Consider the following 20575-nt stretch of genomic DNA (forward strand, 5'->3'; position numbering starts at 1 on the left):
CGCCGCCGTGCGGGTAATCGCCGCGCGCCGCGGCGCTGGCGCCGGGCCGTGCGCGATCGACAATGACCGCCATCGGTCGGATACCGTGCCGCGCACACGTCACGGGACGAGAACGTGCATACCCGTTCAATTGAATGCCGCCCATACCAGGTACGCATTCAGCCCGACGATCACGACCGTCGCCGCGCCGGCGACGATCCGCAGCGGCATCCGCATCGCGTAAGCGCCCATCACGTCCTTGCGCGCCGACAGCATCAGCAGCGCGATCATCGGCATCGGCAGCACGAAGCTCAGCACGACCTGGCTGGCCACCATCGCCCGCGTGACGTCGCAGCCGAGCGCGACCACCACGAACGCGGGCGCGATCGTCACCGCGCGCCGCACCCAGATCGACATGCGGCGGCGGATGAAGCCCTGCATCACGACCTGCCCCGCCATCGTGCCGACCACCGAACTCGACACGCCGGAGGTCAGCAGCGCGACGAGAAACAGCGCGCCGGCCGCCGGCCCGAGCACCGGGATCAGCGTGTGATAGGCGTCGCCGATGTCGGTCATGCCGGGCGCGGCCGCGTGAAACGCCGACGACGCCATCATCACCATCGCGAGATTCACGAATCCGGCGAGCCCCAGCGCGATCACGACCTCGCGGTTCGAGAAACGCACGAGCCGCCGCCGCTCTCCGTCGTCGCGCGGCGCGGTGCGATCCTGCGTGAGGCCCGAATGCAGATACAGCGTATGCGGCATGATCGTCGCGCCGATGATGCCGACTGCGATCGTCAGCGCCGCATGATCCGGAATCTGCGGAACCACCAGATGGAACGCGGCCGCATGCCAGTCCTGCGGCGCGATCAGCAGTTCGCCGAGATAGCACGCGCCGATCACGCCGACCAGCGCCGCGATCGCCGCTTCCAGCGGCCGGAAGCCGCGTTTTTCGAGCGCGAGGATCGCGCAGGTCGCGAACGCGGTCGCGATCATCCCCGCGAGCAGCGACAGGTGGCACAACAACCCGAACGCAAGCGCGCCGCCGAGGAATTCGGCGAGATCGGTGGCCATCGCGGCGATCTCCGACGCGATCCACATGCCCCACACGACCGGCGCGGGGAAACGGTCGCGGCACAGCTCGGCGAGATTGCGGCCGGTCACGATGCCGAGCTTCGCCGACATCGCCTGGAACAGCATCGCGATCGCGTTCGCGGCCAGCACGACCCATAGCAGCCGGTACCCGTACGCGGCGCCGGCCTGGATGTTGGTCGCGAAGTTGCCGGGATCCATGTAGCCGATCGACGCGATCACGGCCGGGCCGACGAACGGCAGCAGCGCGGCGACGCCGGTGCGGCGCCCTTCCAGCGCGGCGCGCGCCGCGCCGTCGATAGGCTCGATGGACCGGCCCGGCAGCGCGAAGCCACCGGCAGGTTTGCTCGGGACGGGGATCATGTGAGTATTCCGTTCGAATAAGGACGGCTGATTGCGGATCGCGCCCGCCGTGGCCGGCATGCCGCGTGCCGGCCCCGGCAAGACGCCGGCGACATTACAGCGGCACGACGTCGGGACGATTGCGCGGAAACTGCGCGATCACGTCCGGCGCGATGTTCAGGTGCGCTTCGACGAGCTTCGGCGGCGTGTGCGCGAGCCAGTCGGACAACGACACCTCCGCATAGCGGTCGGTCTTGAAGATCTCGAGGAACACGAGGTCGGTCTGCCCGGTGTTCTGCACGTAGTGGCCGAGGCTCTTCTTCACATAGCCGACGTCGCCCGCGCGGAAGTCGGCCGTCTGCGCCTTCGGCCCCGTGTCGAACACGGTCATCCGCGCCTCGCCCTGCAGGTAGTACTGCCATTCGTCGGCGTTCGGATGCCAGTGCAGCTCGCGCATGCCGCCCGGGTGCACGGTGACGAGCGCCGCCGCGACGGTCGTCGACACGTTGAAGTTGGTGCTGTCGGCGATCCGCACCTCGCCGCCGCGCGTCTTCCTGACCGGCTTCATGTCGCCGAGCGAAAACACGAACGGATGCGGCGGCGCACCGGCCGACGCGGCCGACGCGCGCTGCGCGTCCGCGAGCGGGCCCGGTTCGTCGCCCTGGAAGATCCACAGGTTGTCGAGCGGCACGTTCCTGAACGCGTCGGCCGGCACGCCGAAGTTGAGCGCGAGCACGTCGGGCGGCGTATGCGCGATCCAGTCGGTCAGCAACAGCGTGTTGAATTCCGATGCGCGGCCGTTATCGAATGCGAGCAGGAATTCGGCGCCGTCGCTGCCGAGGCCCTGCAGCGAATGCGGCAGGCCGGGCGGGAAATACCAGAGATCGCCGGTCTTGACGTCCTGCACCGACGGCCGCCCGAGTTCGTCGAGCACCGTGATCCGGCAGCGGCCGTCGAGCATGATCGCCCACTCGGCCTGCTGGTGCCAGTGCATCTCGCGAATGCCGCCGCGCGTCAGCCGCATATTGACGCCGGAGATGGTTTCGGAAATCGCGAAATCATCCTGCGTGACTTCGCGCGCCCATCCGCCATTCTGAATGCGCTTATGCGCATTATTGAAAGACGCCCAGAATAACGGCATCCCGTTGATATCGGTAGCCGGCGGATCCTGAAAGGACGGGAATTGATTGGCGATGGCCGGATTTTTAGGCCCCGGGTCGGTCAGGCTCTGACGGTTGCGCGCATTCACCGCGCCTTCCGGCGGGCTGTCCGGGTTACCGAACGAAGCGGCCTTCGCCGTTACCGCAATACCCGCCGCGGCAATGGCGCCGGCCGTACTCGTCAACATCCTGCGTCGAGAAAGATTCGTCATGATTTCCTCTTCATTTCTGCAATCGAGAGAATTTCCACTACGGAACACTTGCCGTTTTTCGAATTACCGAAAATCGAACATCCCGTGACGCAAGTTAAATCCATATTCATCTAAAAATTAAATGAATTATTAACCTGAATTAATGACTAAAACTGATCGATTTTAATTTTTTGTAATTATTGCGATGCAGCAATGGATGAATGGCGACGAGAAGAGATCGATAGGCGCGCCGCACGATGGCGACTCAATGCGATCGACGGGAACAGGAAAATGCGGATGCGCGTGCTTTCACCTGCCCGGCCCGGACCTGGACCGGGTCACTCCCGCGGCATGTCGGCAAGCCGTTGCGCAGCGAAGCGCAATCCGCCGAGAATGCGTTCGGCGATCCTTGCCGGAAACCCGGCCGGCAGCGCCGCGCCGACCGATTCGATCACGTGCGGCGTCATCGCAATCAGTCGTTCGACAATCGGCGTAGCGATATCGCCAAGCAGGCAATACTCCGCCATCGCAGTGAAGTGCCGGCGCGTGATGTCGCGCATCGCGTAGTGCTTGCGCTTGCCGTGCACGGCCATCGCGAGCTTCGCCTTGTGCCACGACCACTGGTTCGCGCCATCTCCCTCGACCGGCCAGATCGACATCACGTCGTAGAGCGGCGTCAGGTGGAAGCGGCCGCCGGGCAGCAGGCGCAGGCTGAAGTTCTTCGCATGCCCGTCCGGTGCGGCGAGCATCCAGAACACCACCAATGCGGCGAACAGCGTGTCGAGGTCGGCCTGCGCCGTTTCCGACCGGCGCAGGATGCCGGCCAGATCGGGCACGCCGGGGCCGCCCTGCGATTCGTATTTCAGATGCGGCGGCACGCCGAGCGCCTGGCAAAAATCCTCTTGCGGCAAGCGCAACAGCCATCCGCCATCACGATGCAGCGCGCGATCGAAGCGCGCGACCGACAGCACCTTGTGTTCGCCGAAACGCAGGATGTCGGCATCCGCCGTCGGCAAGCCGAACGCGCGCAGGACCGCGAGGCACAGCCACTCGTTTTCGACGGATGTCGTCAGATCCGCACGCTTGTTGCCGACCAGCCCGAGCGGCAACTTGAGGATATGCGTGGTCGGCGTCGCGCCATGCGGACGCATCCATCGCCCGTCGTGAAACAGCAACGCGGTCTTTTCCTGCGCGCCGGCCAGCGACAGGCGGAAGTCGTCGTCGTCCTGCGCACCGCCCGCCGCCCCGCTCGCCAGATCGAGTACGCGCGCCACGTCGTCGTCGGACAACGGCGTACCGTCGATCCGGTCATGGCCGGTCGGGGCTTCATCCTCGCCGAGCAACTGCACCGCACCGACGCAGTCCCGGCCGAGCGCGGCGAGCAGATCGAACGGCTCGGTCGTCGCCGTGCCGAATCGCGACGCAAGCCGGCGCCGAATCGCGTCGCTGTCGGGCAGCAGATTGTCGAAGTAGTGGTTCACGCGCTCGCCGCGCAACGGCGCAGGGCCGATGCCGAACGGCAGCGACAGCGACAGCGGGCGGCCGGCATCCGACTGTTTCCAGCCGATGTCGTACAGCAACTCCATGTCGCCGCGCGCGGGAATCCGCCAGATGCCGACCCGCACGCCGTTGGCCCAGATCGATAGCGCGCGGCTGTGCGATTTGCGTCCCATCGATTACCACTCGACGTTGGCAGCGTCGCGCCCGTCCTTCGTGCGAATGCTGAGCTCGAGACCGTACAGCGCGGTCAGTTCGAGCAACTGCTTGAGCGACAGGCTTTCGGTGCGGATCGTTTCAAGCGACGACAGCCGCGATTGGCCGACGCCGATGCGTGCCGCCGCCTCGGCTTGCGTCAGCCCCTTGGCCTGACGCGCGGACGACAGGATTTCGCCCAGTTGAGCAGGGGTATTGACGATGAGATTCACGGCGCGGGTCCTCTATGCAATCCATGCAGTATATCTCTGACAGGCATAAACGCAAATTATCTCCGATACAAATAAACGCGAAATATCCCTGTCAGGAATATTTTCACACTACAGGGCGTGGCGGCCCAGTCGTTGCGCGCACGCACCGCCCTATCGCCTCCTACCACCCCATAGTTTTTATTCGCTGGCGCCGATGATTTTGGCTTTGTCAGATAGATGACATCGAATCATAAAATGACAACGATCTAACAGCCCGATGACCTGCGCATTCGCCCACACCGTCGAATCCCGCTTTGCCGAGCTGACGCCGACCGCGAAACGCATCGCCAGCTACATGCTCGCGAATCTCGATCGGCTCGGCCTCGAAACCGCCGACCAGATCGCGCAGCAGACCGGCACCAGCGGCATTTCGGTCGGGCGTTTCCTGCGCAGCGTCGGTTACCGGAATCTCGACGACCTGAAACGCGAACTGCGCGGCGGCGGCGACCGCCCGTGGATGATCACCGACCGCCTCGACGAGTACCGCCGCGCCGCCGCCATGCCAACGACCGCCGACGCGCGCGACAGCGAGCGCAGCGCCGGCACGCTCGCCGCATCGCTCGACCGCGAACTCGACGCGATCCGCCACGTGTACCGGCTCGCCGAGGAACCGGTGTTCGCGCAGGTCGCGGACCGGATCGCGCATGCCGATGCCGTCTTCATCCTCGGCATCCAGTCGACGCGCGGCATCAGCAATGCGTTCAGCAGCTACCTCGAATACCTGCGCCCGCGCGTGTTCTATTCCGACGGCCAGTCGGGCTCGTACGTCGATTCGCTGAATTCCGAGTTCGAACGGCCGTACTGCATCGTCACCGATACGCGCGCCTATTCGCGCAGCGCGCGCCGCTATTGCCAGGCCGCCGCCGAGCGCGGCCAGCCGTTCGCGCTGGTCACCGATCTGTATTGCCCATGGGCGCGCGAATGGCCAGCGGATCTGCTGCAGGTGAAGACCGACGTCGGCCAGTTCTGGGATTCGCTCGCGCCGCTCACCTGCCTGTTCAACCTGCTGATCACCGCCGTGGTCGACCGCCTCGGTCCCGCGATCGACCGGCGCGTCGCGCGCAACCGCGAACTGCAGCGCACGTTCGACCAATTCGAATCCTGAGCGAACCGGACCGCCGATGAACCCGCACCGCCTCGTCGAAATCACGCCCGCCACGCATCGCGTCGAGATCGATCTCGTCTACGCGACCGAGCGCAACCTGACCGGCAAGCCGATCTACCGCCACGCGCACTGTCTGCTGCTCGAGCCGGCCGAAGCCGCGCTGCGCCGCGCGGTCGACGTCGCCGCGCAAGCCGGCTTCACGCTGCGCCTCTACGACGCATACCGGCCGCCGCAGGCGCAGCAGGTGCTGTGGGATTTCCTGCCCGACCCGAACTTCGTCGCCGATCTCGGCCGCGGGTCGAACCACAGCCGCGGCACCGCCATCGACCTGACGCTCGTCGACCCGAGCGGCGCGCCGCTCGACATGGGCACCGGCTTCGACGAGATGGTGGCCGCATCGGGCCACTTTCACGCGGGGTTGCCCGAGCCCGTGCAACGCAACCGTCTGCTGCTGCTCGGCGTGATGCACGCGGCCGGCTTCGCGCACATCGACAGCGAATGGTGGCACTACGAGCTGCCGGGTTCGCACGCGCTGCCGCCGATCGACAATGCGGCGAGCGGCCCGTGGCGCCTGATGTGACGACGCCGCACGCCCCCTTTTTCATGCACGTTCACGTTCAACGACTCAAACGACAGATGGAGAAGCGCCCATGAAATTCCCGACCTCCCCGCTCGTCGCGGCGCTGGCCGCCGCGTCCCTGCTCGCCGCCGTTCCGTTTTCCGCCGCCCGCGCGGAAACGCCGAAAGACATGTTCGTGATGGCCACGCTGCTCGACGAATTCACGACGCTCGACCCCGGCGAGATCTACGAGCTGGTGCCGGAGGAATACGTCGCGAACACGTACGACCGGCTCGTGCGCGTCGACCTGCGCGATCCGTCGAAATTCAACGGCGACGTCGCGCAGTCGTGGACGGTGAGCCAGGACGGGCTGACCTATACGTTCAAGCTGCGCGCGGGCCTCAAGTTCCACTCGGGCAACCCGCTGACGGCCGACGACGTCGCGTGGTCGATCCAGCGCACGGTGCTGCTCGACAAGGGCCCGGCCGCGGTGCTGACCGGCATCGGGCTCACGAAGGCCAACGTCGCGGCGAACGTGAAGAAGCTGGACGACCAGACGGTGTCGATCACGACCGACCACAAATACGCGCCGACCTTCGTGCTCAACGTGCTCGGCTCGTGGCCCGCGTCGGTGCTCGACAAGAAGCTGCTGCTGTCGCACCAGCAGGGCAACGATTTCGGCAACGCGTGGCTGAAGACAAATGAGGCCGGCTCCGGCGGCTACAAGCTCGTCAAGTGGGCGGCCGGCGACAGCATCGTGCTGCAGCGCTTCGACGGCTACCGGCTGCCGCTCGCGATGAAGCGCATCGTGCTGCGTCACGTGCCCGAAGCCGCGAGCCAGCGCCTGCTGCTCGAAAACGGCGACGTCGACGCGGCGCGCGACCTGAGCCCCGACGATCTCGCGTCGGTCGTGAAATCCGGCAAGGCGAAAGTATCGGCCTCGCCGCAGGCGACGCTGCTGTATCTCGGCCTGAACACGAAGAACCCGACGCTCGCGAAGCCCGACGTGCAGGAAGCGCTGAAGTGGCTGGTCGACTATGCGGGCATCCAGTCCAACGTCGTGAAGACGACCTACAAGGTGCACCAGACCTTCCTGCCCGAAGGCTTCCTCGGCACGCTGAATTCGAACCCGTACAAGCTCGACGTCGCGAAGGCGAAGGCGCTGCTCGCGAAGGCCGGCGTGCCGAACGGTTTCTCGGTGACGATGGACGTGCGCAACGACTATCCGTACACCGAGATCGCGCAGGCCGTGCAGGCGAACTTCGCGCAGGCGGGCGTCAAGGTGCAGTTGATCCCCGGCGACAACAAGCAGACGCTCGCGAAATACCGCGCACGCCAGCACGACATCTACATCGGCGAATGGTCGGCCGACTACATCGATCCGCACAGCAACGCACAGGGTTTTGCATGGAATCCGGACAACGGCGACAAATCGAGCTATAAGATGCTGGCCTGGCGCAACAGCTGGGACATTCCGCAACTGACGAAGGAGACCGACGCCGCGCTCGCCGAGCCGACCGCCGCGCAACGCGCGCAGCGGTACCAGGCGATGCAGAAGGCGATGCTCGCGCGCTCGCCGTTCGTGATCATGTTCGAGAAAGTCGCGCAGGTCGCCACGCGGCCCGGCGTGAGCGGGCTCGAAGTCGGGCCGATCAACGATCTCGTGTCGTACCGCAACCTGAAGAAGCAATAAGAATCGCCGCATGTCGACTCCCGCCTCCTCCCTCGAAGCACTGCGCACGCTGCCCGCGCGGCGCCCGGCCGTACGCTGGGCGCTGCGCGTGGTGCGCTGGGCGCTCACGCTCGCCGTCACGTTCGCGGGGTTGCTCGCGCTGACGTTCGTGATCGGCCGCAAGGTGCCGATCGATCCCGTGCTCGCGATTCTCGGCGATCGCGCGTCCGCCGAAGCGTACGCGGCCGAGCGCATCGCACTCGGCCTCGACAAGCCGCTCGTCACGCAGTTCCTGATCTACGCGCGCGACGTGCTGCACGGCAATCTCGGCATGTCGCTGCTGACCGCGAACCCGGTGCTCGACGACATCAGGCGCGTGTTTCCGGCCACGCTCGAACTCGCGACGATCGCGACGTTGATCGGCATCGCGATCGGCGTGCCGCTCGGCGTCGCGGCCGCGGTGAAGCACAACCGCCCGATCGATCACATCGCGCGCTTCGTCGGGCTGATCGGCAATTCGGTGCCGGTGTTCTGGCTCGGGCTGATGGGGCTGCTGCTGTTCTATGCGCGGCTGCACTGGGTCGGCGGGCCCGGCCGGCTCGATCCCGTGTACGACGGAATGGTCGACCCGCGCACGGGCAGCCTGTTGCTCGACGCGGCGCTCGCCGGCGAGTGGGACGTGTTCCGCAACGCGGTGTCGCACATCGCGCTGCCGGCCGCGATCCTCGGCTACTACTCGGTCGCATACCTGAGCCGGATGACGCGCTCGTTCATGCTCGACCAGTTGAGCCAGGAATACATCGTCACCGCGCGCGCGAAGGGCCTCTCGGAGCGGCGCGTGATCTGGCGGCATGCGTTCGGCAACATCGCGGTGCCGCTGCTGACCGTGATCGCGCTCACGTACAGCAACCTGCTCGAAGGCTCGGTGCTGACCGAGATCGTGTTTGCGTGGCCGGGGCTCGGCTCATACCTGACCGGCGCGCTGCTGAACGCCGACATGAACGCGGTGCTCGGCGCGACGCTCGTGATCGGCGCGATGTTCATCACCGTCAACCTGCTGACCGATGCGCTGTACCGCGTGTTCGATCCGCGTGCACGCTAAAGGACCGCCCCGACATGACCGCTTTCACCCCGCTTTTTTCATCGCCGATGCCGAAGGTCGTCCAATCATGAATGCCGAGCGTCTCACATTGCGCGCGTGGCTGCTGTCCGATGCGCCCGCGTCGCGCTCGCAAGCCGCGTTCGGCCTCGCGTACCGCCGCTGGCGCCGGTTCGCCACGAATCCGCTCAACCTGTTCGGGCTCGCGATCCTGGTCGCGCTGATCGTCGTCGCTATCGTCGGCCCGCTGATCATGCCGCACGATCCGCTGCGCCAGGTGCTGTCCGACCGGCTGCTGCCGCCCGGCTCCGCATCGCACTGGCTCGGCACCGACCAGCTCGGCCGGGACATCCTGTCGCGGCTGATCGCCGGGTCGCGCCTGACGCTCGGCATCGCGCTGCTCGTCGTCGTGATCGTCGTGCCGATCGGCCTGTTGATCGGCACGACGGCCGGCTATTGCGGCGGCTTCGTCGACAGCGTGCTGATGCGCATCACCGACATCGCGCTCGCGTTCCCGAAGATCGTGCTCGCGCTCGCGTTCGCGGCCGCCCTCGGGCCCGGCGTGATCAACGCGGTCGTCGCGATCTCGATCACCGCGTGGCCGGCCTACGCGCGGCTCGCGCGCGCGGAGACGATCCGCATCGCGCAGGCCGACTACATCCACGCGGCGCGACTGCAAGGCGCGTCGGGCCCGCGCATCCTGCTGCGCTACATCATGCCGCTGTGCATGTCGTCGGTGATCGTGCGCGCGACGCTCGACATGGCCGGCATCATCCTGACCGTCGCGGGCCTCGGCTTTCTCGGCCTCGGCGCGCAGCCGCCGAGCCCCGAGTGGGGCTTCATGGTCGCGTCGGGCCGCAACGTGCTGCTCGACGCATGGTGGGTCGCGACGCTGCCCGGCATCGCGATCCTGCTCGTGAGCCTCGCGTTCAACCTGCTCGGCGACGGGCTGCGCGACGTCTTCGATCCGCGTCATGGAGCGTGACATGCCAATGAATTCCACCGCCGCGCCGGCCGCACCGCTCTGCGAGATCGACGGCCTGAAGATCGGCTTTCGCGGCCACGACGGCGTCGTCACCGACGCGGTGCGCGACCTGTCGCTGACGCTTGCGCCCGGCGAACGGCTCGGCATCGTCGGTGAATCGGGCTCCGGCAAGTCGCTGACCGGCCGCGCGCTGCTCGGCCTGCTGCCCGACGCCGCACGCTGCTCGGCCCGCACGATGCGCTTCGCGGGCCACGACCTGCTCGCGATGTCGCCGCGCGAACGCCGGCGCCTGTGCGGCAGCCAGATGGGGATGATCCTGCAGGATCCGAAGTATTCGCTGAACCCGGTGATGACGGTCGCGAAGCAGATGGGCGAAGCGTTCCGGCGGCACGAGCCGAACCTGCGCGGCCGCGCGCTGCGCGAGCGGATCGTCGACGCGCTCGCGGCCGTGCAGATCCGCGACCCGGCGCGCGTCGCCGATGCGTATCCGCACGAGCTGTCCGGCGGCATGGGCCAGCGCGTGATGATCGCGATGATGGTGTCGACCGGCCCGCGCCTGCTGATCGCCGACGAGCCGACCTCCGCACTCGACGTCGCGGTGTCGATGCAGGTGCTCGCGGTGCTCGACGCGATGATCGCGCGGCACGGCACGGGCCTGATGTTCATCAGCCACGACCTGCCGCTCGTGATGTCGTTCTGCGATCGCGTCGCGGTGATGTATGCCGGCCGCGTGGTCGAGACCTGCGCCGCGCGCGACCTGCGCGACGCATCTCATCCCTATACGCGCGGGCTGCTCGCGGCGAACCCGCCGCTCGCGAACCCGCCCGATGAATTGCCGGTGTTGCAGCGCGATCCGGCGTGGCTCGACGCCGCTGCGCCCGCGCCGACCGCTCATGTACCGCAAGAGGCCGCACGATGATCGACGTCGATCACGCATCGATCCGTTTTCCGACCCGCACGGGCCATGTCGACGCCGTGCGCGACGCGAGCTTCGCGGTGCGCGACGGCGAAGTGTTCGGGCTCGTCGGCGAATCGGGTTCCGGCAAGTCGACGCTGCTGCGCGCGCTGACGGGTCTCGCGCCGCTCGCGTCCGGCAGCCTGTCGATCGACGGACGGCCGGTGGGCGGCACGCCCGATCGTGCGTTTCGCCGTTACGTGCAGATGGTGTTCCAGGATCCGTACGCGTCGCTGCATCCGCGCTTCACGGTCGACCAGACGCTGCGCGAGCCGCTGTCGATCCACGGCATCGACGAACCCGACGCACGCATCGCCCGCGCATTGTCCGAAGTCGGGCTCGGCCCGGCGTTCCGCTTCCGCTATCCGCACCAGTTGTCGGGCGGCCAGCGCCAGCGTGTCGCGATCGCGCGCGCGCTGATCGTCGAGCCGCGCGTGCTGCTGCTCGACGAACCGACCTCCGCGCTCGACGTGTCGGTACAGGCCGAGATCCTGAACCTGCTGCGCCGCCTGCATCGCGAGCGCAACCTGACGATGATCCTCGTGAGCCACAACCTCGCGGTGATCGGCTTCCTGTGCCAGCGGGTCGCGGTGATGCAGCATGGCGAGATCGTCGAGCAGCTCCGGATCGAGGACGTGCGCGCCGGGCAGGTGGCGCGCGACTACACGCGCACGCTGCTGAACGCGACCGAAGGCTACCGCCGTCTGGACCCGGCGATCGACGCGCCGGCGGCCTGACGCGCGGCGCTCGGCGAAAGTACGACCCTGCGCGCGTCGCATGACATGACCCGAACGCGACGCGATAGGCCGGCCGCCGTCATGCTCCGTCGGCCGGTCATTCCAGTTCCAGCCCGCTTCGAATAGCGCGACCACCGAAATCGGCCCCTCGACCGATTTCCGGCATCGGCATGCCCGCCCACGCGAGCGCCTCCTGCCGGCCCCCACGTCCCTCCGCCCGCCTGCCGGCTTCTTCAAAAATTAGTACGTGTACTAGAAGAAATCCTAATCCATTCGTACCAGTCAAATTACAAAATCCTTACGCAAATCGCATAATTTCATCCGAAACGCGCCATTCTGAGATTTAAATTCAACCCGCGCTTTCGAAAACCGACGTTTATTTGGAGATTTAAATATGCGAATCATCAAGCGCAGCGCAATCCCGTTCCTGCTCGCCGTCGCGAGCGCAGCCGGTTCGTCCGCGGCCTACGCGGCGGACGGCACCGTCAACTTCTACGGCAACGTCATCGCGTCGACATGCAGCGTCGAGGGCGGTTCGGATCTCTCCGTCCCGCTGCCGCCGGTCAGCACCACCGCGCTCGCCGATGTCGGCTCCGTCGCCGGTCGCAGCGCGTTCTCGCTGGCGCTCAAGGGCTGCGCGGTCGGCGATGGCAACCCGGTGAAGGTCGGCGTCATGTTCGAAAACGGCACGAACGTCGATCAGTCGAGCGGCCGACTGACGATCGACACGGGCGCCAAGGCCGCCGAAGGCGTCCAGATCAACGTGCTGGATTCGCAGCAGAAGCTGATTCCGGTCGGCGCGCAAACCGGCGCGAGCACCGAGATGGCCACCATCGATGCCGACGGCAAGGCGAAGCTGAACTACTTCGCCGAATACTACGCCTCGGGCGCCGTGAAGGCCGGCGACGTCAAGTCGCGTGTCGAGTACTCGCTGATCTACCAGTAAGGACGAGGCCTGGAGGTCGCCGCCCCGGCGATCTCCAAGCGTCACGCCGTGCGGCGCGGAAACCGCCGCATCCGTCTGCTCCCTGCCCCAACGATCCGAGTCCGCACGCCCATGAAACTGTTGAAGCTCCTCCGTACGCTGGCCCTCGCCGTCACCGCATTCGCGTCGCAAGCCGATGCGAGCGTCGTGATCGCCGGCACGCGCGTCATCTTCCCGTCCAGCGAACGCGAAGTCACGATCCAGCTCACGAACGACAGCAAGCGTCCGGCGCTGGTGCAGGCGTGGCTCGACGAAGGCGACAGCCGCGCGCTGCCCGAGAACATCGACGTGCCGTTCACGCTGACGCCGTCGGTCTTCCGGATGGAAGCCGGCAATGGCCAGGCGCTGCGTCTCGTGCATACCGGCGAACCGCTTCCTGCCGATCGGGAATCGCTGTTCTGGCTGAATGTGCTCGAAGTGCCGCCGAAGGCGTCCGCGGAAGAAGATCGCAACCGCATACAGTTGGCGTTCCGCTCACGCATCAAGATCATGTATCGCCCCGCCGGGCTGGCCGGCAATGTGGACGACGCACCGATGCAGCTCGACTGGCACGTGGTTCGCATCGACGGAGGCTATGCGCTCGAGGCAAGCAATCCGACGCCGTTCGTTGTCAATTTCGGCAACGTGCTGCTGAAGTCGGCCGGGCGCAAGCACGACGCAGGCATGGGTTACGTGCTGCCCCGAAGCACGCAACGGTTCCCGATCAAGGATCTCGCCAGCGCACCAGCCGCGGGCGCGACGGTCGAATTCGGCAGCATCAACGACTGGGGCCGGGCAACCGACATCGAACGTCCGGTCGGTATCGCACCGTAACTCGACCGAGGCCCTCGACGCGCACCAACGGCGCGTGCCGGCCGCTTCACCTCTTTTCGTCCATCGCCGTTTCGGCCGTCCCGACGACCGGCACGCCCCCCCGAACTTGCCACGCGCCGCCGCAGCGCTGCGTCGCGCAACGCGCACGCCGGTGCGCCTGCACCCCGCCGAACGCGCCCGCTCGATCCGAAACTTTGTGGAGTACTACGCATGACCCCGACTCGACCGCCGTGCCACGGCGCGGCCGACATGCCACGCGTCAAGCCGATCCATCTGCTGGTGGCGGCCTGCGTCGCCGCGTGGTCCGCCGATGGCCGCGCGACGACACCGGCTGCCGCGGAAGGCACGCTCGCGCAAGTCGAGTTCGACGGCGCGTTCATGCAGAATCGCCTGGGCAGGGATTTCGACGTGTCGCGCTTCGCCCGGCGCAACGTGACGGCCCCCGGGGTGTATACCGCCGACGTGCATGTCGGTCCCGACTGGATCGGCCGCTACGACGTGCGCTTCGTGGCCGCGCCGGATTCGGGCGACGCGCGTCCATGCTTCGACCGCGCGCTGCTCGAGCGCGTCGGCGTCGATTTCGGCAAGCTCGCGCCGGACGTCGTCGCGCGACTGGACGGCGACGACGCCTGCCTGCGACTCGACGAAGTCGTGCCGGGCGCCAGTACGGCATTCGACTTCACGCGACAGACGCTGCGGCTGTCGATCCCGCAGGCGTCGCTCGCGCGCAAGGCACGCGGCTACGTGAGCCCCGATCAATGGACCTCCGGCGAAACCGTCGGCCTGCTCGGCTACAACTTCAACCTCTACACGTCGAAGGCCAGCGGCCACACCGCGCAAACGCAAGGCTATCTCGGCCTGAACGGCGGCGTGAACCTCGGCAACTGGCGCTTTCGCCACGAAGGGTCCTATTCCTGGTCGTCGCGCGGCGAGAGCCGGTACCAGGACATCGCGACCTATCTGCAGCGCGACCTGCCGTCGCTGTCGTCGCAGCTCGTCATCGGCGAAAGCTACACGTCGGGCGAGCTGTTCGACTCGACGCAATTCCGCGGCGTGCGCCTGTCGACCGACGACCGGATGCTGCCCGACTCGCTGCGCGGCTACGCGCCGGTGGTGCGCGGCATTGCGAACAGCAACGCGAAGGTGACGATCCGCCAGAACGACGTGACGATCTACGAGACGACGGTCGCGCCCGGCAATTTCGAAATCGACGACCTGTACCCGACCGGATATGGCGGCGACCTGCAGGTATCGGTCGAGGAGGCCGACGGCTCCGTGCACGCGTTCTCGGTGCCCTACGCCGCCGTGCCGATGTCGCTGCGGCCGGGCGTCGGCCGCTACAGCTTCGTCGCCGGCACGCTGCGCAATCCTCGCGGGTCGAGCCAGCCGCTGTTCACGCAGGCCACGTACCAGCGCGGGCTGACCAACCTGCTGACGGCCTATGGCGGCGTCACGCTCGCGGGCGGTTACGCGTCGGCGATGCTGGGCGGTGCGTTCAACACGACGTTCGGCGCGTTCGGCGCGGACGTCACGCATGCGCTGACCTCGATCCCCGGCGCGAAGCGCTACAGCGGCTCGAGCGTGCGCGTCAGCTATGCGAAGTCGGTCGAGACGACCGGTACCGACATCGCGCTCGCCGCGTATCGCTATTCGACGGACGGATATTTCGGCCTCGACGACGCGATGCAGGCGCGCGACGCCGCGCGCGACGGCCGTTCGGCCCAGTCGGTCTGGCGTCAGCGCCATCGCGCATCGCTGGCGCTGACGCAGCGCCTCGGCGCGACCGGCGGGCGCATCAACGCCACGGCTTCGGCCGTGAACTACTGGAATCGCCCCGGCTCCGACGTCAACTACTCCGTCGGCTATACGAACCAGTTCCGCAACGTGTCCTACAGCCTGACGGCCACGCGGCAGCGCAATGCCGGCGGCGACATGAGCACGCTCTATTACGCCAGCGTCACGATCCCGCTCGGTCGCGAGCGCCCGATGACCGTCTCGGGCAACGTGTCGCGCGACACGCTCGGCCGCACCCGGCTGCAGTCGACGCTGTCCGGATCGCTCGGCGAAGATCATGCGCTGTCGTACAGCGTCAGCGCGAACCACGCGTCCGGAACGAATTCGACCACGGACGGCAGCGCCAACGTCACGTACCGCACGCGCCTGGCGGAAGTCAGCGCCAGCGCGGGCGCGAGCACGGAGTTCCAGCAAGGCTCGCTCGGCGTACGCGGCGCGCTCGTCGCGCACCGCGGCGGCATCACGTTCTCGCAGCCGGTATCCGAGACGTTCGCGATCGTCGAGGCGCCGGGTGCGGCCGGCGCGCGCATCACGAACGCGGCGGGCGTCAAGGTCGACGGCAACGGCTACGCGGTCGTGCCGTACCTGACGCCATACAGCCTCAATACGGTCGCGCTCGATCCGAAGGGCATCTCGATGGATGTCGAGTTGAAGGAAACCAGCCGGCAGATCGCACCGCGCGCCGGCGCGGTGCCGCTCATCCGGTTTGCAACCGACACCGGCCGCGCCGCGCTCGTTCAGGCGCGCCAGGCCGACGGCACGCCGCTACCGTTCGGCGCCGCCGTGCACGACGAGACCGGCAAGGAAGTCGGCGTCGTCGGCCAGGCGAGCAAGATCTTCGCGCGCGGACTCAACGACAGCGGCTCGCTGACCGTGCGGTGGGGCGCCGATTCCGGCTCGATCTGCCGGATCGCGTACGACCTGCCGGTCGCAAAACACCACCGGCAAGCGCCGGGCATCCAGACCGTGACGAGCATGTGCCGCCCCGATTCGACGACCGCCGACACTCAGTAAGGAATCCATATGTCCCACTTTTGCCAATCGTCCGTATTGACCCGACTCACGATCCCGGCAGTCATGGCGCGCACGCGCGACGCACGTGGCTGCGTTGCTCGCCACCCGTTTCGCCAGATTGCGGTCGCTTGGTCGCTTCTGCTCGCATGCGTCGCATTCTCGACCGACGCGGCCGCCCTCAATGCGTTCGGGCAGGCAACCCTTTCCAGCCCCGGGAACGCCACGCCCGGCACCGTCGTCGCCCGTCATTACTTCACACCGCAGGACGTTTGCGGCAAGAGCACCTGCGAGATCACGAGCATCGCGATGTATCCCAAAGGAAGCGTGTGGGTGTCCGACGGCCCCGACCTGGAAACCAACGTGTCCGGCCTGTCCACGCGCATGGTCGTCGACGGCAAGGTAGCCGTCTCGTCGACGAAGGCGACACTGCGCAACACGCTCGAAGTCGTCCTGTTTCGCGACAGCCGGCCGCCGCAGGACGGGTCGCTCAATTCGGGCTTGGCCAGCGCCTATTACACGATCTACTACAAGTCCGGCCTCCTCGGCGGGTCGAACCCGGTCAACCTGGCCGCCAAGGTCAGCTTCATCAACGGAACGTGCTCGATTCCCGACCAGACCGTCACGCTGCCGCCCGTGCAGCATCGCGAGTTCAACGGCGTCGGTTCGACCGCCGGCGCGACGGATTTTCAGGTGCAGTTGAACAACTGCCCGGCCGGCTACAACCGGATCGGCTACCAGTTGGCCCCGCTGGACGACGTGGTCGCCGGCACACCCGGCGGGATGCAGCTGCGCCCGGATGCCACGGCCAGCGGCGTCGGGATCCAGATCGCCGACGCCGCGACCGGCCAGCCGCTGGTGCTGCGAAAATCGCACACCGTGACGAACTACAACCAGGCCACCGGCGGATCGCCTTCGATTCGGCTCCGCGCGTCCTACCTGCAAACGGGTGCGAAAGTCGGCGGCGGTTCGGTTCATGCCGCGGCGCAGGTTCTGCTCGACTATCAATGAATGACGCACAATGAACGACGCGGCCGCGGCGGCCCTGACATCCGCGCGACGCGGCGACGTGCGATACTCGGCACGCCGCGCGCCGGTTCGCCGCCGCAGGGAACCCCGGCGCGCCGCGCGAGTCCATTTCCTTTCGTCAACAGCTCAACAGCAATAGGGAGGCGTTCATGCTGCAATTCATCGAAACCCTGGTCGTCGGGCTCATCGTCGGCCTCCTCGCCCGCGCACTGAAGCCCGGCGACGACAAGATGGGCATCCTGATGACGGTCGTGCTCGGCGTCGTCGGCTCGCTCGTCGCCGGCTACATCGGCCGCGCCGCGGGCTGGTATGCGCCGGGCCAGGGCGCAGGCTGGATCGCATCGATCATCGGCGCGATCGTGCTGCTCGTCGTCGTGGGTGCGGTGCGCAAACGCGCAAGCTGACCTCAGCGTCGTTCACTCCGACGCAAACGGCCGCTCGTCACACACGAGCGGCCGTTTTCCTTTGGCGAATCGTCATCCTGGGGATTGGACGAATCGTTGAGCCTTCAACGATTTATCTGCAAATCCCGCATCCATTGGCACGCTTCCCCCGAGCCTACGTCATCGGCAATACCCCGACTTGCGGCCGCTCAATTTTGAGATAAATTGATTGAAGGAACACGGCGTCGTTTGCTCGTCGTCGTTATTTCCGGTTTCTCACTCAAGAGGTTCGATGAAATTGCCGTTTACGCATACAGCACCGCAGCGTTGACGGACTGCCATTCGAGCGGCCTCGCTGCGACGCGCTTCCTCTCTGGAGCCTGTCATGAAGCATCGTTCGTTTGCCGCCTCGTTTGCCCTGGCTGCCTCGCTTCTGGCCTCGTCCTCGTCATTTGCCGCCGGCACGGGCGGCATCATCCACTTCACCGGCATGATCGTCGAGCCGCCCTGCTCGTTCGCGCTCGACACGGCCAACGCCGCGCATGCGCAGGTGCGGCCCGACTGCCCGCGCCCGGCGAGCGGACATGTCGCGTTCGTCGACGCGGCCAGCCTGCGCACGATCAAGACCACGACCTTTACGCAGGCCTCCCGCGCAATCGTTTTACCTGACCGTCCGGGCAACGCGCGCGCGCCGATGATCGCCGTCGTGACTTACCAGTAGAAGCCACCGCTGGAACCGCCGCGCGTCAGTCGCGGTGGCGCGCGATCCAGTCGCTGAACGCGCGGATCTTCTGCTGGCTGCCGAGGTTTTCGGGATAGACGAAGAAGTAGCGTGCGCCCGTCTCGAGCACGATGTCGAACGGCCGTTCGAGCCGGCGCGCGCTGACGTCGTCGTCGACGAGCGTCACGTCGCCGATCGCGACGCCGAAGCCCTGCATCGCCGCGTTCGTCGCGAGATCGAGCGTGTCGAACGTCGGCCCGCGCGCGGGATCGACGCCACGCTCGCCCGCATGGTCGAGCCAGGCTCGCCAGTCGCGGTGGTCGCGCGTCGGATGCAGCAGCGTATGGCGCGCGAGATCGCCGACCGCGGCGAGCGGCGACGCCTGCCGCAACTCGGGCGCGCAAACGGGCGTGAGCCGCTCGTCGAACAGCGGCAGCGCGACGACGCCCGGGCCCGGCGACGTCCCGTAGACGATCGCCGCATCGAACGGCTCGCTCGAGAAATCGACGACGTGCTGCCACGCGGTCGTGATCTGCACGTGGAGATCGGGATGTTCGCCCTGGAAGCGCATGATGCGCGGCAGCATCCAGCGCATCACGCAGGTCGGCACCTTCAGCGCGAGATCGGTGCGCTGCCGCGTGAGCTTCATCGAGATGTCCTCGATCCGCGCGAAGCTCTCGTCGACCACCGGCAACAACTGCTCGCCCTCGGCCGTCAGCGTGAGGCCCTTAGCATGCCGCCTGAACAGCGGAAAACCGTAATGCGCCTCGAGCGTCTGGATCTGCCGGCTCACCGCGCCCTGCGTGATGCACAGCTGCTCGGCCGCGCGCGTGAAGCTGCGGTGGCGAGCCACCGTCGAGAAGATCTGCAGCGCGTGCAGAGGCGGAAGTCGGCGCATGGCGAACGGGAAACGGGAACGGAAAACGACGCGGAAGGACCGCGCGCCGACGCCGGCGCGCGCTGACCGACACGATAAGCCAAACGCCGGCTTCGCGCGAGACGCCGGGGACTCAGGCCGTCGCGGCGAGCGCGCCCGCCGCGATGCGCGCCGCCGATGCAACGACGTCCGCGCGCGCCGCGGCATCGGCCTGCGGCTGCGTGAACGATACGGCCATCACGATCGGCGCGCGCGACGGCGGCCACAGCACCGCGATGTCGGTCGTCGTGCCGAAGCCGCCGGTACCGGCCTTGTCGGCGACACGCCAGCCGGGCGGCACGCCCGCCGCGATACCGGTCGCGCCGCGTGCGCCGCCGACCATCCATTCGGTCAGTTGCGCGCGCTGCGGTTCGCGCAGCGTGTCGCCGAGCAACAGCCGCTGCAGCGTGTCGACCATCGCGACCGGCGTCGACGTGTCGCGCTCGTCGCCGGGCGCCGCCTTGTTGAGTTCGGGTTCCCAATGATCGAGGCGGAAGGTGGTGTCGCCGCTTTCGCGCGCGAACGCCGTGACGGCCTGCGGGCCGCCGAGCACGCCCATCAGCAGGTTGCCCGCGCCTTTGTCGCCCGACTGCAGCATCGCCGCGCACAGCTGCGCGATCGTCATGCCGGTGTCGACGTGGCTCTCCGTCACCGGCGAGCCGGACACGATTTCATAGCGGCGGTACAGGATGCGGCGCGGCAGCAGCGATGCGTCGAGCGAGCCGCGCGCAAGCATCGCGGCGGCGGCCATGACCGCATACGTGCCGCACAGCGGGAAGCGTTCGCGCGCGTGGTGCGCGATGCGCACGCCGTTCGACGTATCGAGCGCGGCGACGCCGAGCCGCCCGTTCGAGGCTTTTTCGAGCGCGGCGAGTTCGGCGTGCGCGGTATGGGCGCGCCCCTGGTCGGCGACCGGCGCGGACGTGCACGCGGCAACGAACGGCGCGGCAACGGCGGCAAGCAACAGCGAGCGGCGTGTCGGAGAGTGTTCCATGAATGAGGTCTGTTCTGTCGGAAACGGTGGCGCGAAGCAACGCGGCCGCGCATCGGCGACGCGCGACCGTTCACGCCGACGGCCGGCCC

19 protein-coding genes are annotated in these 20575 nt (G+C 67.2%); 13 read left to right on the forward strand and 6 right to left on the reverse strand.

Going from position 1 to position 20575, the window contains the following annotated elements:
• Positions 1 to 126 precede the first annotated feature (126 nt).
• The 4 genes from JYG37_RS21380 to JYG37_RS21395 all read right to left on the reverse strand — a co-directional run bounded on the left by JYG37_RS21380 (position 127) and on the right by JYG37_RS21395 (position 4689).
• Positions 127 to 1434 (reverse strand): Nramp family divalent metal transporter, encoded by a 1308-nt coding sequence (locus JYG37_RS21380; RefSeq protein ID WP_050012818.1) that lies wholly within the window; start codon positions 1432 to 1434, stop codon positions 127 to 129.
• A gap of 94 nt (positions 1435 to 1528) precedes the next feature.
• Complete coding sequence (locus JYG37_RS21385) at positions 1529 to 2785, reverse strand: oxalate decarboxylase family bicupin (RefSeq protein WP_050012819.1); 1257 nt, start codon at positions 2783 to 2785, stop codon at positions 1529 to 1531.
• Positions 2786 to 3102: 317 nt separating this feature from the next.
• Positions 3103 to 4437, reverse strand: a complete 1335-nt coding sequence (locus tag JYG37_RS21390; RefSeq protein WP_213346346.1) for a type II toxin-antitoxin system HipA family toxin — start codon at positions 4435 to 4437, stop codon at positions 3103 to 3105.
• Between the two features lie 3 nt (positions 4438 to 4440).
• The gene (locus tag JYG37_RS21395; protein WP_050012821.1) at positions 4441 to 4689 is read right to left on the reverse strand and encodes a helix-turn-helix domain-containing protein; all 249 of its coding nucleotides are present in this window, start codon (positions 4687 to 4689) and stop codon (positions 4441 to 4443) included.
• Positions 4690 to 4945: 256 nt separating this feature from the next.
• Between JYG37_RS21395 and sapR the strand changes: the two genes are divergently transcribed.
• From sapR to JYG37_RS21460, 13 genes are all read left to right on the forward strand, one after another.
• Positions 4946 to 5833, forward strand: a complete 888-nt coding sequence (gene sapR, locus JYG37_RS21400; RefSeq protein WP_050012822.1) for a sap1 transcriptional regulator SapR — start codon at positions 4946 to 4948, stop codon at positions 5831 to 5833.
• A 16-nt stretch (positions 5834 to 5849) separates the two neighbouring features.
• Positions 5850 to 6413, forward strand: coding sequence for a D-alanyl-D-alanine dipeptidase (gene ddpX / locus JYG37_RS21405; protein ID WP_050012823.1), 564 nt, complete (start codon positions 5850 to 5852; stop codon positions 6411 to 6413).
• Between the two features lie 70 nt (positions 6414 to 6483).
• A complete protein-coding gene (locus JYG37_RS21410) occupies positions 6484 to 8085 on the forward strand; it encodes an ABC transporter substrate-binding protein (RefSeq protein ID WP_124631064.1) in 1602 nt (533 codons plus the stop codon).
• Positions 8086 to 8095: 10 nt separating this feature from the next.
• Positions 8096 to 9166 (forward strand): ABC transporter permease, encoded by a 1071-nt coding sequence (locus tag JYG37_RS21415; RefSeq protein WP_050012825.1) that lies wholly within the window; start codon positions 8096 to 8098, stop codon positions 9164 to 9166.
• 67 nt (positions 9167 to 9233) lie between these two features.
• Positions 9234 to 10148: a nickel transporter permease gene (nikC, locus tag JYG37_RS21420; RefSeq protein ID WP_050012826.1), complete on the forward strand. Its 915-nt coding sequence runs from the start codon at positions 9234 to 9236 to the stop codon at positions 10146 to 10148.
• A 1-nt stretch (position 10149) separates the two neighbouring features.
• Positions 10150 to 11067 (forward strand): ABC transporter ATP-binding protein, encoded by a 918-nt coding sequence (locus tag JYG37_RS21425; protein ID WP_089489449.1) that lies wholly within the window; start codon positions 10150 to 10152, stop codon positions 11065 to 11067.
• Complete coding sequence (locus JYG37_RS21430) at positions 11064 to 11840, forward strand: ABC transporter ATP-binding protein (RefSeq protein WP_124631063.1); 777 nt, start codon at positions 11064 to 11066, stop codon at positions 11838 to 11840. The genes JYG37_RS21425 and JYG37_RS21430 overlap by 4 nt, the downstream gene beginning before the upstream one ends.
• A 394-nt stretch (positions 11841 to 12234) precedes the next feature.
• The gene (locus tag JYG37_RS21435; RefSeq protein ID WP_089489451.1) at positions 12235 to 12786 is read left to right on the forward strand and encodes a fimbrial protein; all 552 of its coding nucleotides are present in this window, start codon (positions 12235 to 12237) and stop codon (positions 12784 to 12786) included.
• A gap of 111 nt (positions 12787 to 12897) precedes the next feature.
• The gene (locus JYG37_RS21440; RefSeq protein WP_050012830.1) at positions 12898 to 13638 is read left to right on the forward strand and encodes a fimbrial biogenesis chaperone; all 741 of its coding nucleotides are present in this window, start codon (positions 12898 to 12900) and stop codon (positions 13636 to 13638) included.
• Between the two features lie 210 nt (positions 13639 to 13848).
• Entirely contained in the window at positions 13849 to 16446 is a 2598-nt protein-coding gene (locus JYG37_RS21445; protein WP_213346348.1) for a fimbria/pilus outer membrane usher protein, read from the forward strand.
• Positions 16447 to 16509: 63 nt separating this feature from the next.
• Positions 16510 to 17454 (forward strand): fimbrial protein, encoded by a 945-nt coding sequence (locus JYG37_RS21450; RefSeq protein WP_249746065.1) that lies wholly within the window; start codon positions 16510 to 16512, stop codon positions 17452 to 17454.
• Between the two features lie 167 nt (positions 17455 to 17621).
• A complete protein-coding gene (locus JYG37_RS21455) occupies positions 17622 to 17876 on the forward strand; it encodes a GlsB/YeaQ/YmgE family stress response membrane protein (RefSeq protein WP_050012833.1) in 255 nt (84 codons plus the stop codon).
• Positions 17877 to 18240: 364 nt separating this feature from the next.
• Positions 18241 to 18576 (forward strand): hypothetical protein, encoded by a 336-nt coding sequence (locus JYG37_RS21460; protein ID WP_050012834.1) that lies wholly within the window; start codon positions 18241 to 18243, stop codon positions 18574 to 18576.
• A 25-nt stretch (positions 18577 to 18601) separates the two neighbouring features.
• Here JYG37_RS21460 and JYG37_RS21465 read toward each other — a convergent pair whose 3' ends face one another.
• Both JYG37_RS21465 and bla read right to left on the reverse strand, forming a co-directional pair.
• Entirely contained in the window at positions 18602 to 19474 is an 873-nt protein-coding gene (locus JYG37_RS21465) for a LysR substrate-binding domain-containing protein (RefSeq protein ID WP_050012835.1), read from the reverse strand.
• 112 nt (positions 19475 to 19586) lie between these two features.
• Entirely contained in the window at positions 19587 to 20486 is a 900-nt protein-coding gene (gene bla, locus JYG37_RS21470; RefSeq protein ID WP_124631060.1) for a class A beta-lactamase, read from the reverse strand.
• Positions 20487 to 20575: the final 89 nt, after the last annotated feature.

This window comes from Burkholderia sp. LAS2 (genome assembly GCF_018417615.1).
GTDB classification, from domain to species: domain Bacteria; phylum Pseudomonadota; class Gammaproteobacteria; order Burkholderiales; family Burkholderiaceae; genus Burkholderia; species Burkholderia sola.

Coding starts and splice junctions, on each gene's coding strand:
- JYG37_RS21380 (WP_050012818.1), bottom strand. CDS start 1,434: ATGATCCCCGTCCCGAGCAAACCTGCCGGTGGCTTCGCGCTGCCGGGC.
- JYG37_RS21385 (WP_050012819.1), bottom strand. CDS start 2,785: ATGACGAATCTTTCTCGACGCAGGATGTTGACGAGTACGGCCGGCGCC.
- JYG37_RS21390 (WP_213346346.1), bottom strand. CDS start 4,437: ATGGGACGCAAATCGCACAGCCGCGCGCTATCGATCTGGGCCAACGGC.
- sapR (WP_050012822.1), top strand. CDS start 4,946: ATGACCTGCGCATTCGCCCACACCGTCGAATCCCGCTTTGCCGAGCTG.
- ddpX (WP_050012823.1), top strand. CDS start 5,850: ATGAACCCGCACCGCCTCGTCGAAATCACGCCCGCCACGCATCGCGTC.
- JYG37_RS21410 (WP_124631064.1), top strand. CDS start 6,484: ATGAAATTCCCGACCTCCCCGCTCGTCGCGGCGCTGGCCGCCGCGTCC.
- JYG37_RS21415 (WP_050012825.1), top strand. CDS start 8,096: ATGTCGACTCCCGCCTCCTCCCTCGAAGCACTGCGCACGCTGCCCGCG.
- nikC (WP_050012826.1), top strand. CDS start 9,234: ATGAATGCCGAGCGTCTCACATTGCGCGCGTGGCTGCTGTCCGATGCG.
- JYG37_RS21425 (WP_089489449.1), top strand. CDS start 10,150: ATGCCAATGAATTCCACCGCCGCGCCGGCCGCACCGCTCTGCGAGATC.
- JYG37_RS21430 (WP_124631063.1), top strand. CDS start 11,064: ATGATCGACGTCGATCACGCATCGATCCGTTTTCCGACCCGCACGGGC.
- JYG37_RS21435 (WP_089489451.1), top strand. CDS start 12,235: ATGCGAATCATCAAGCGCAGCGCAATCCCGTTCCTGCTCGCCGTCGCG.
- JYG37_RS21440 (WP_050012830.1), top strand. CDS start 12,898: ATGAAACTGTTGAAGCTCCTCCGTACGCTGGCCCTCGCCGTCACCGCA.
- JYG37_RS21445 (WP_213346348.1), top strand. CDS start 13,849: ATGACCCCGACTCGACCGCCGTGCCACGGCGCGGCCGACATGCCACGC.
- JYG37_RS21450 (WP_249746065.1), top strand. CDS start 16,510: ATGGCGCGCACGCGCGACGCACGTGGCTGCGTTGCTCGCCACCCGTTT.
- JYG37_RS21455 (WP_050012833.1), top strand. CDS start 17,622: ATGCTGCAATTCATCGAAACCCTGGTCGTCGGGCTCATCGTCGGCCTC.
- JYG37_RS21460 (WP_050012834.1), top strand. CDS start 18,241: ATGAAGCATCGTTCGTTTGCCGCCTCGTTTGCCCTGGCTGCCTCGCTT.
- JYG37_RS21465 (WP_050012835.1), bottom strand. CDS start 19,474: ATGCGCCGACTTCCGCCTCTGCACGCGCTGCAGATCTTCTCGACGGTG.
- bla (WP_124631060.1), bottom strand. CDS start 20,486: ATGGAACACTCTCCGACACGCCGCTCGCTGTTGCTTGCCGCCGTTGCC.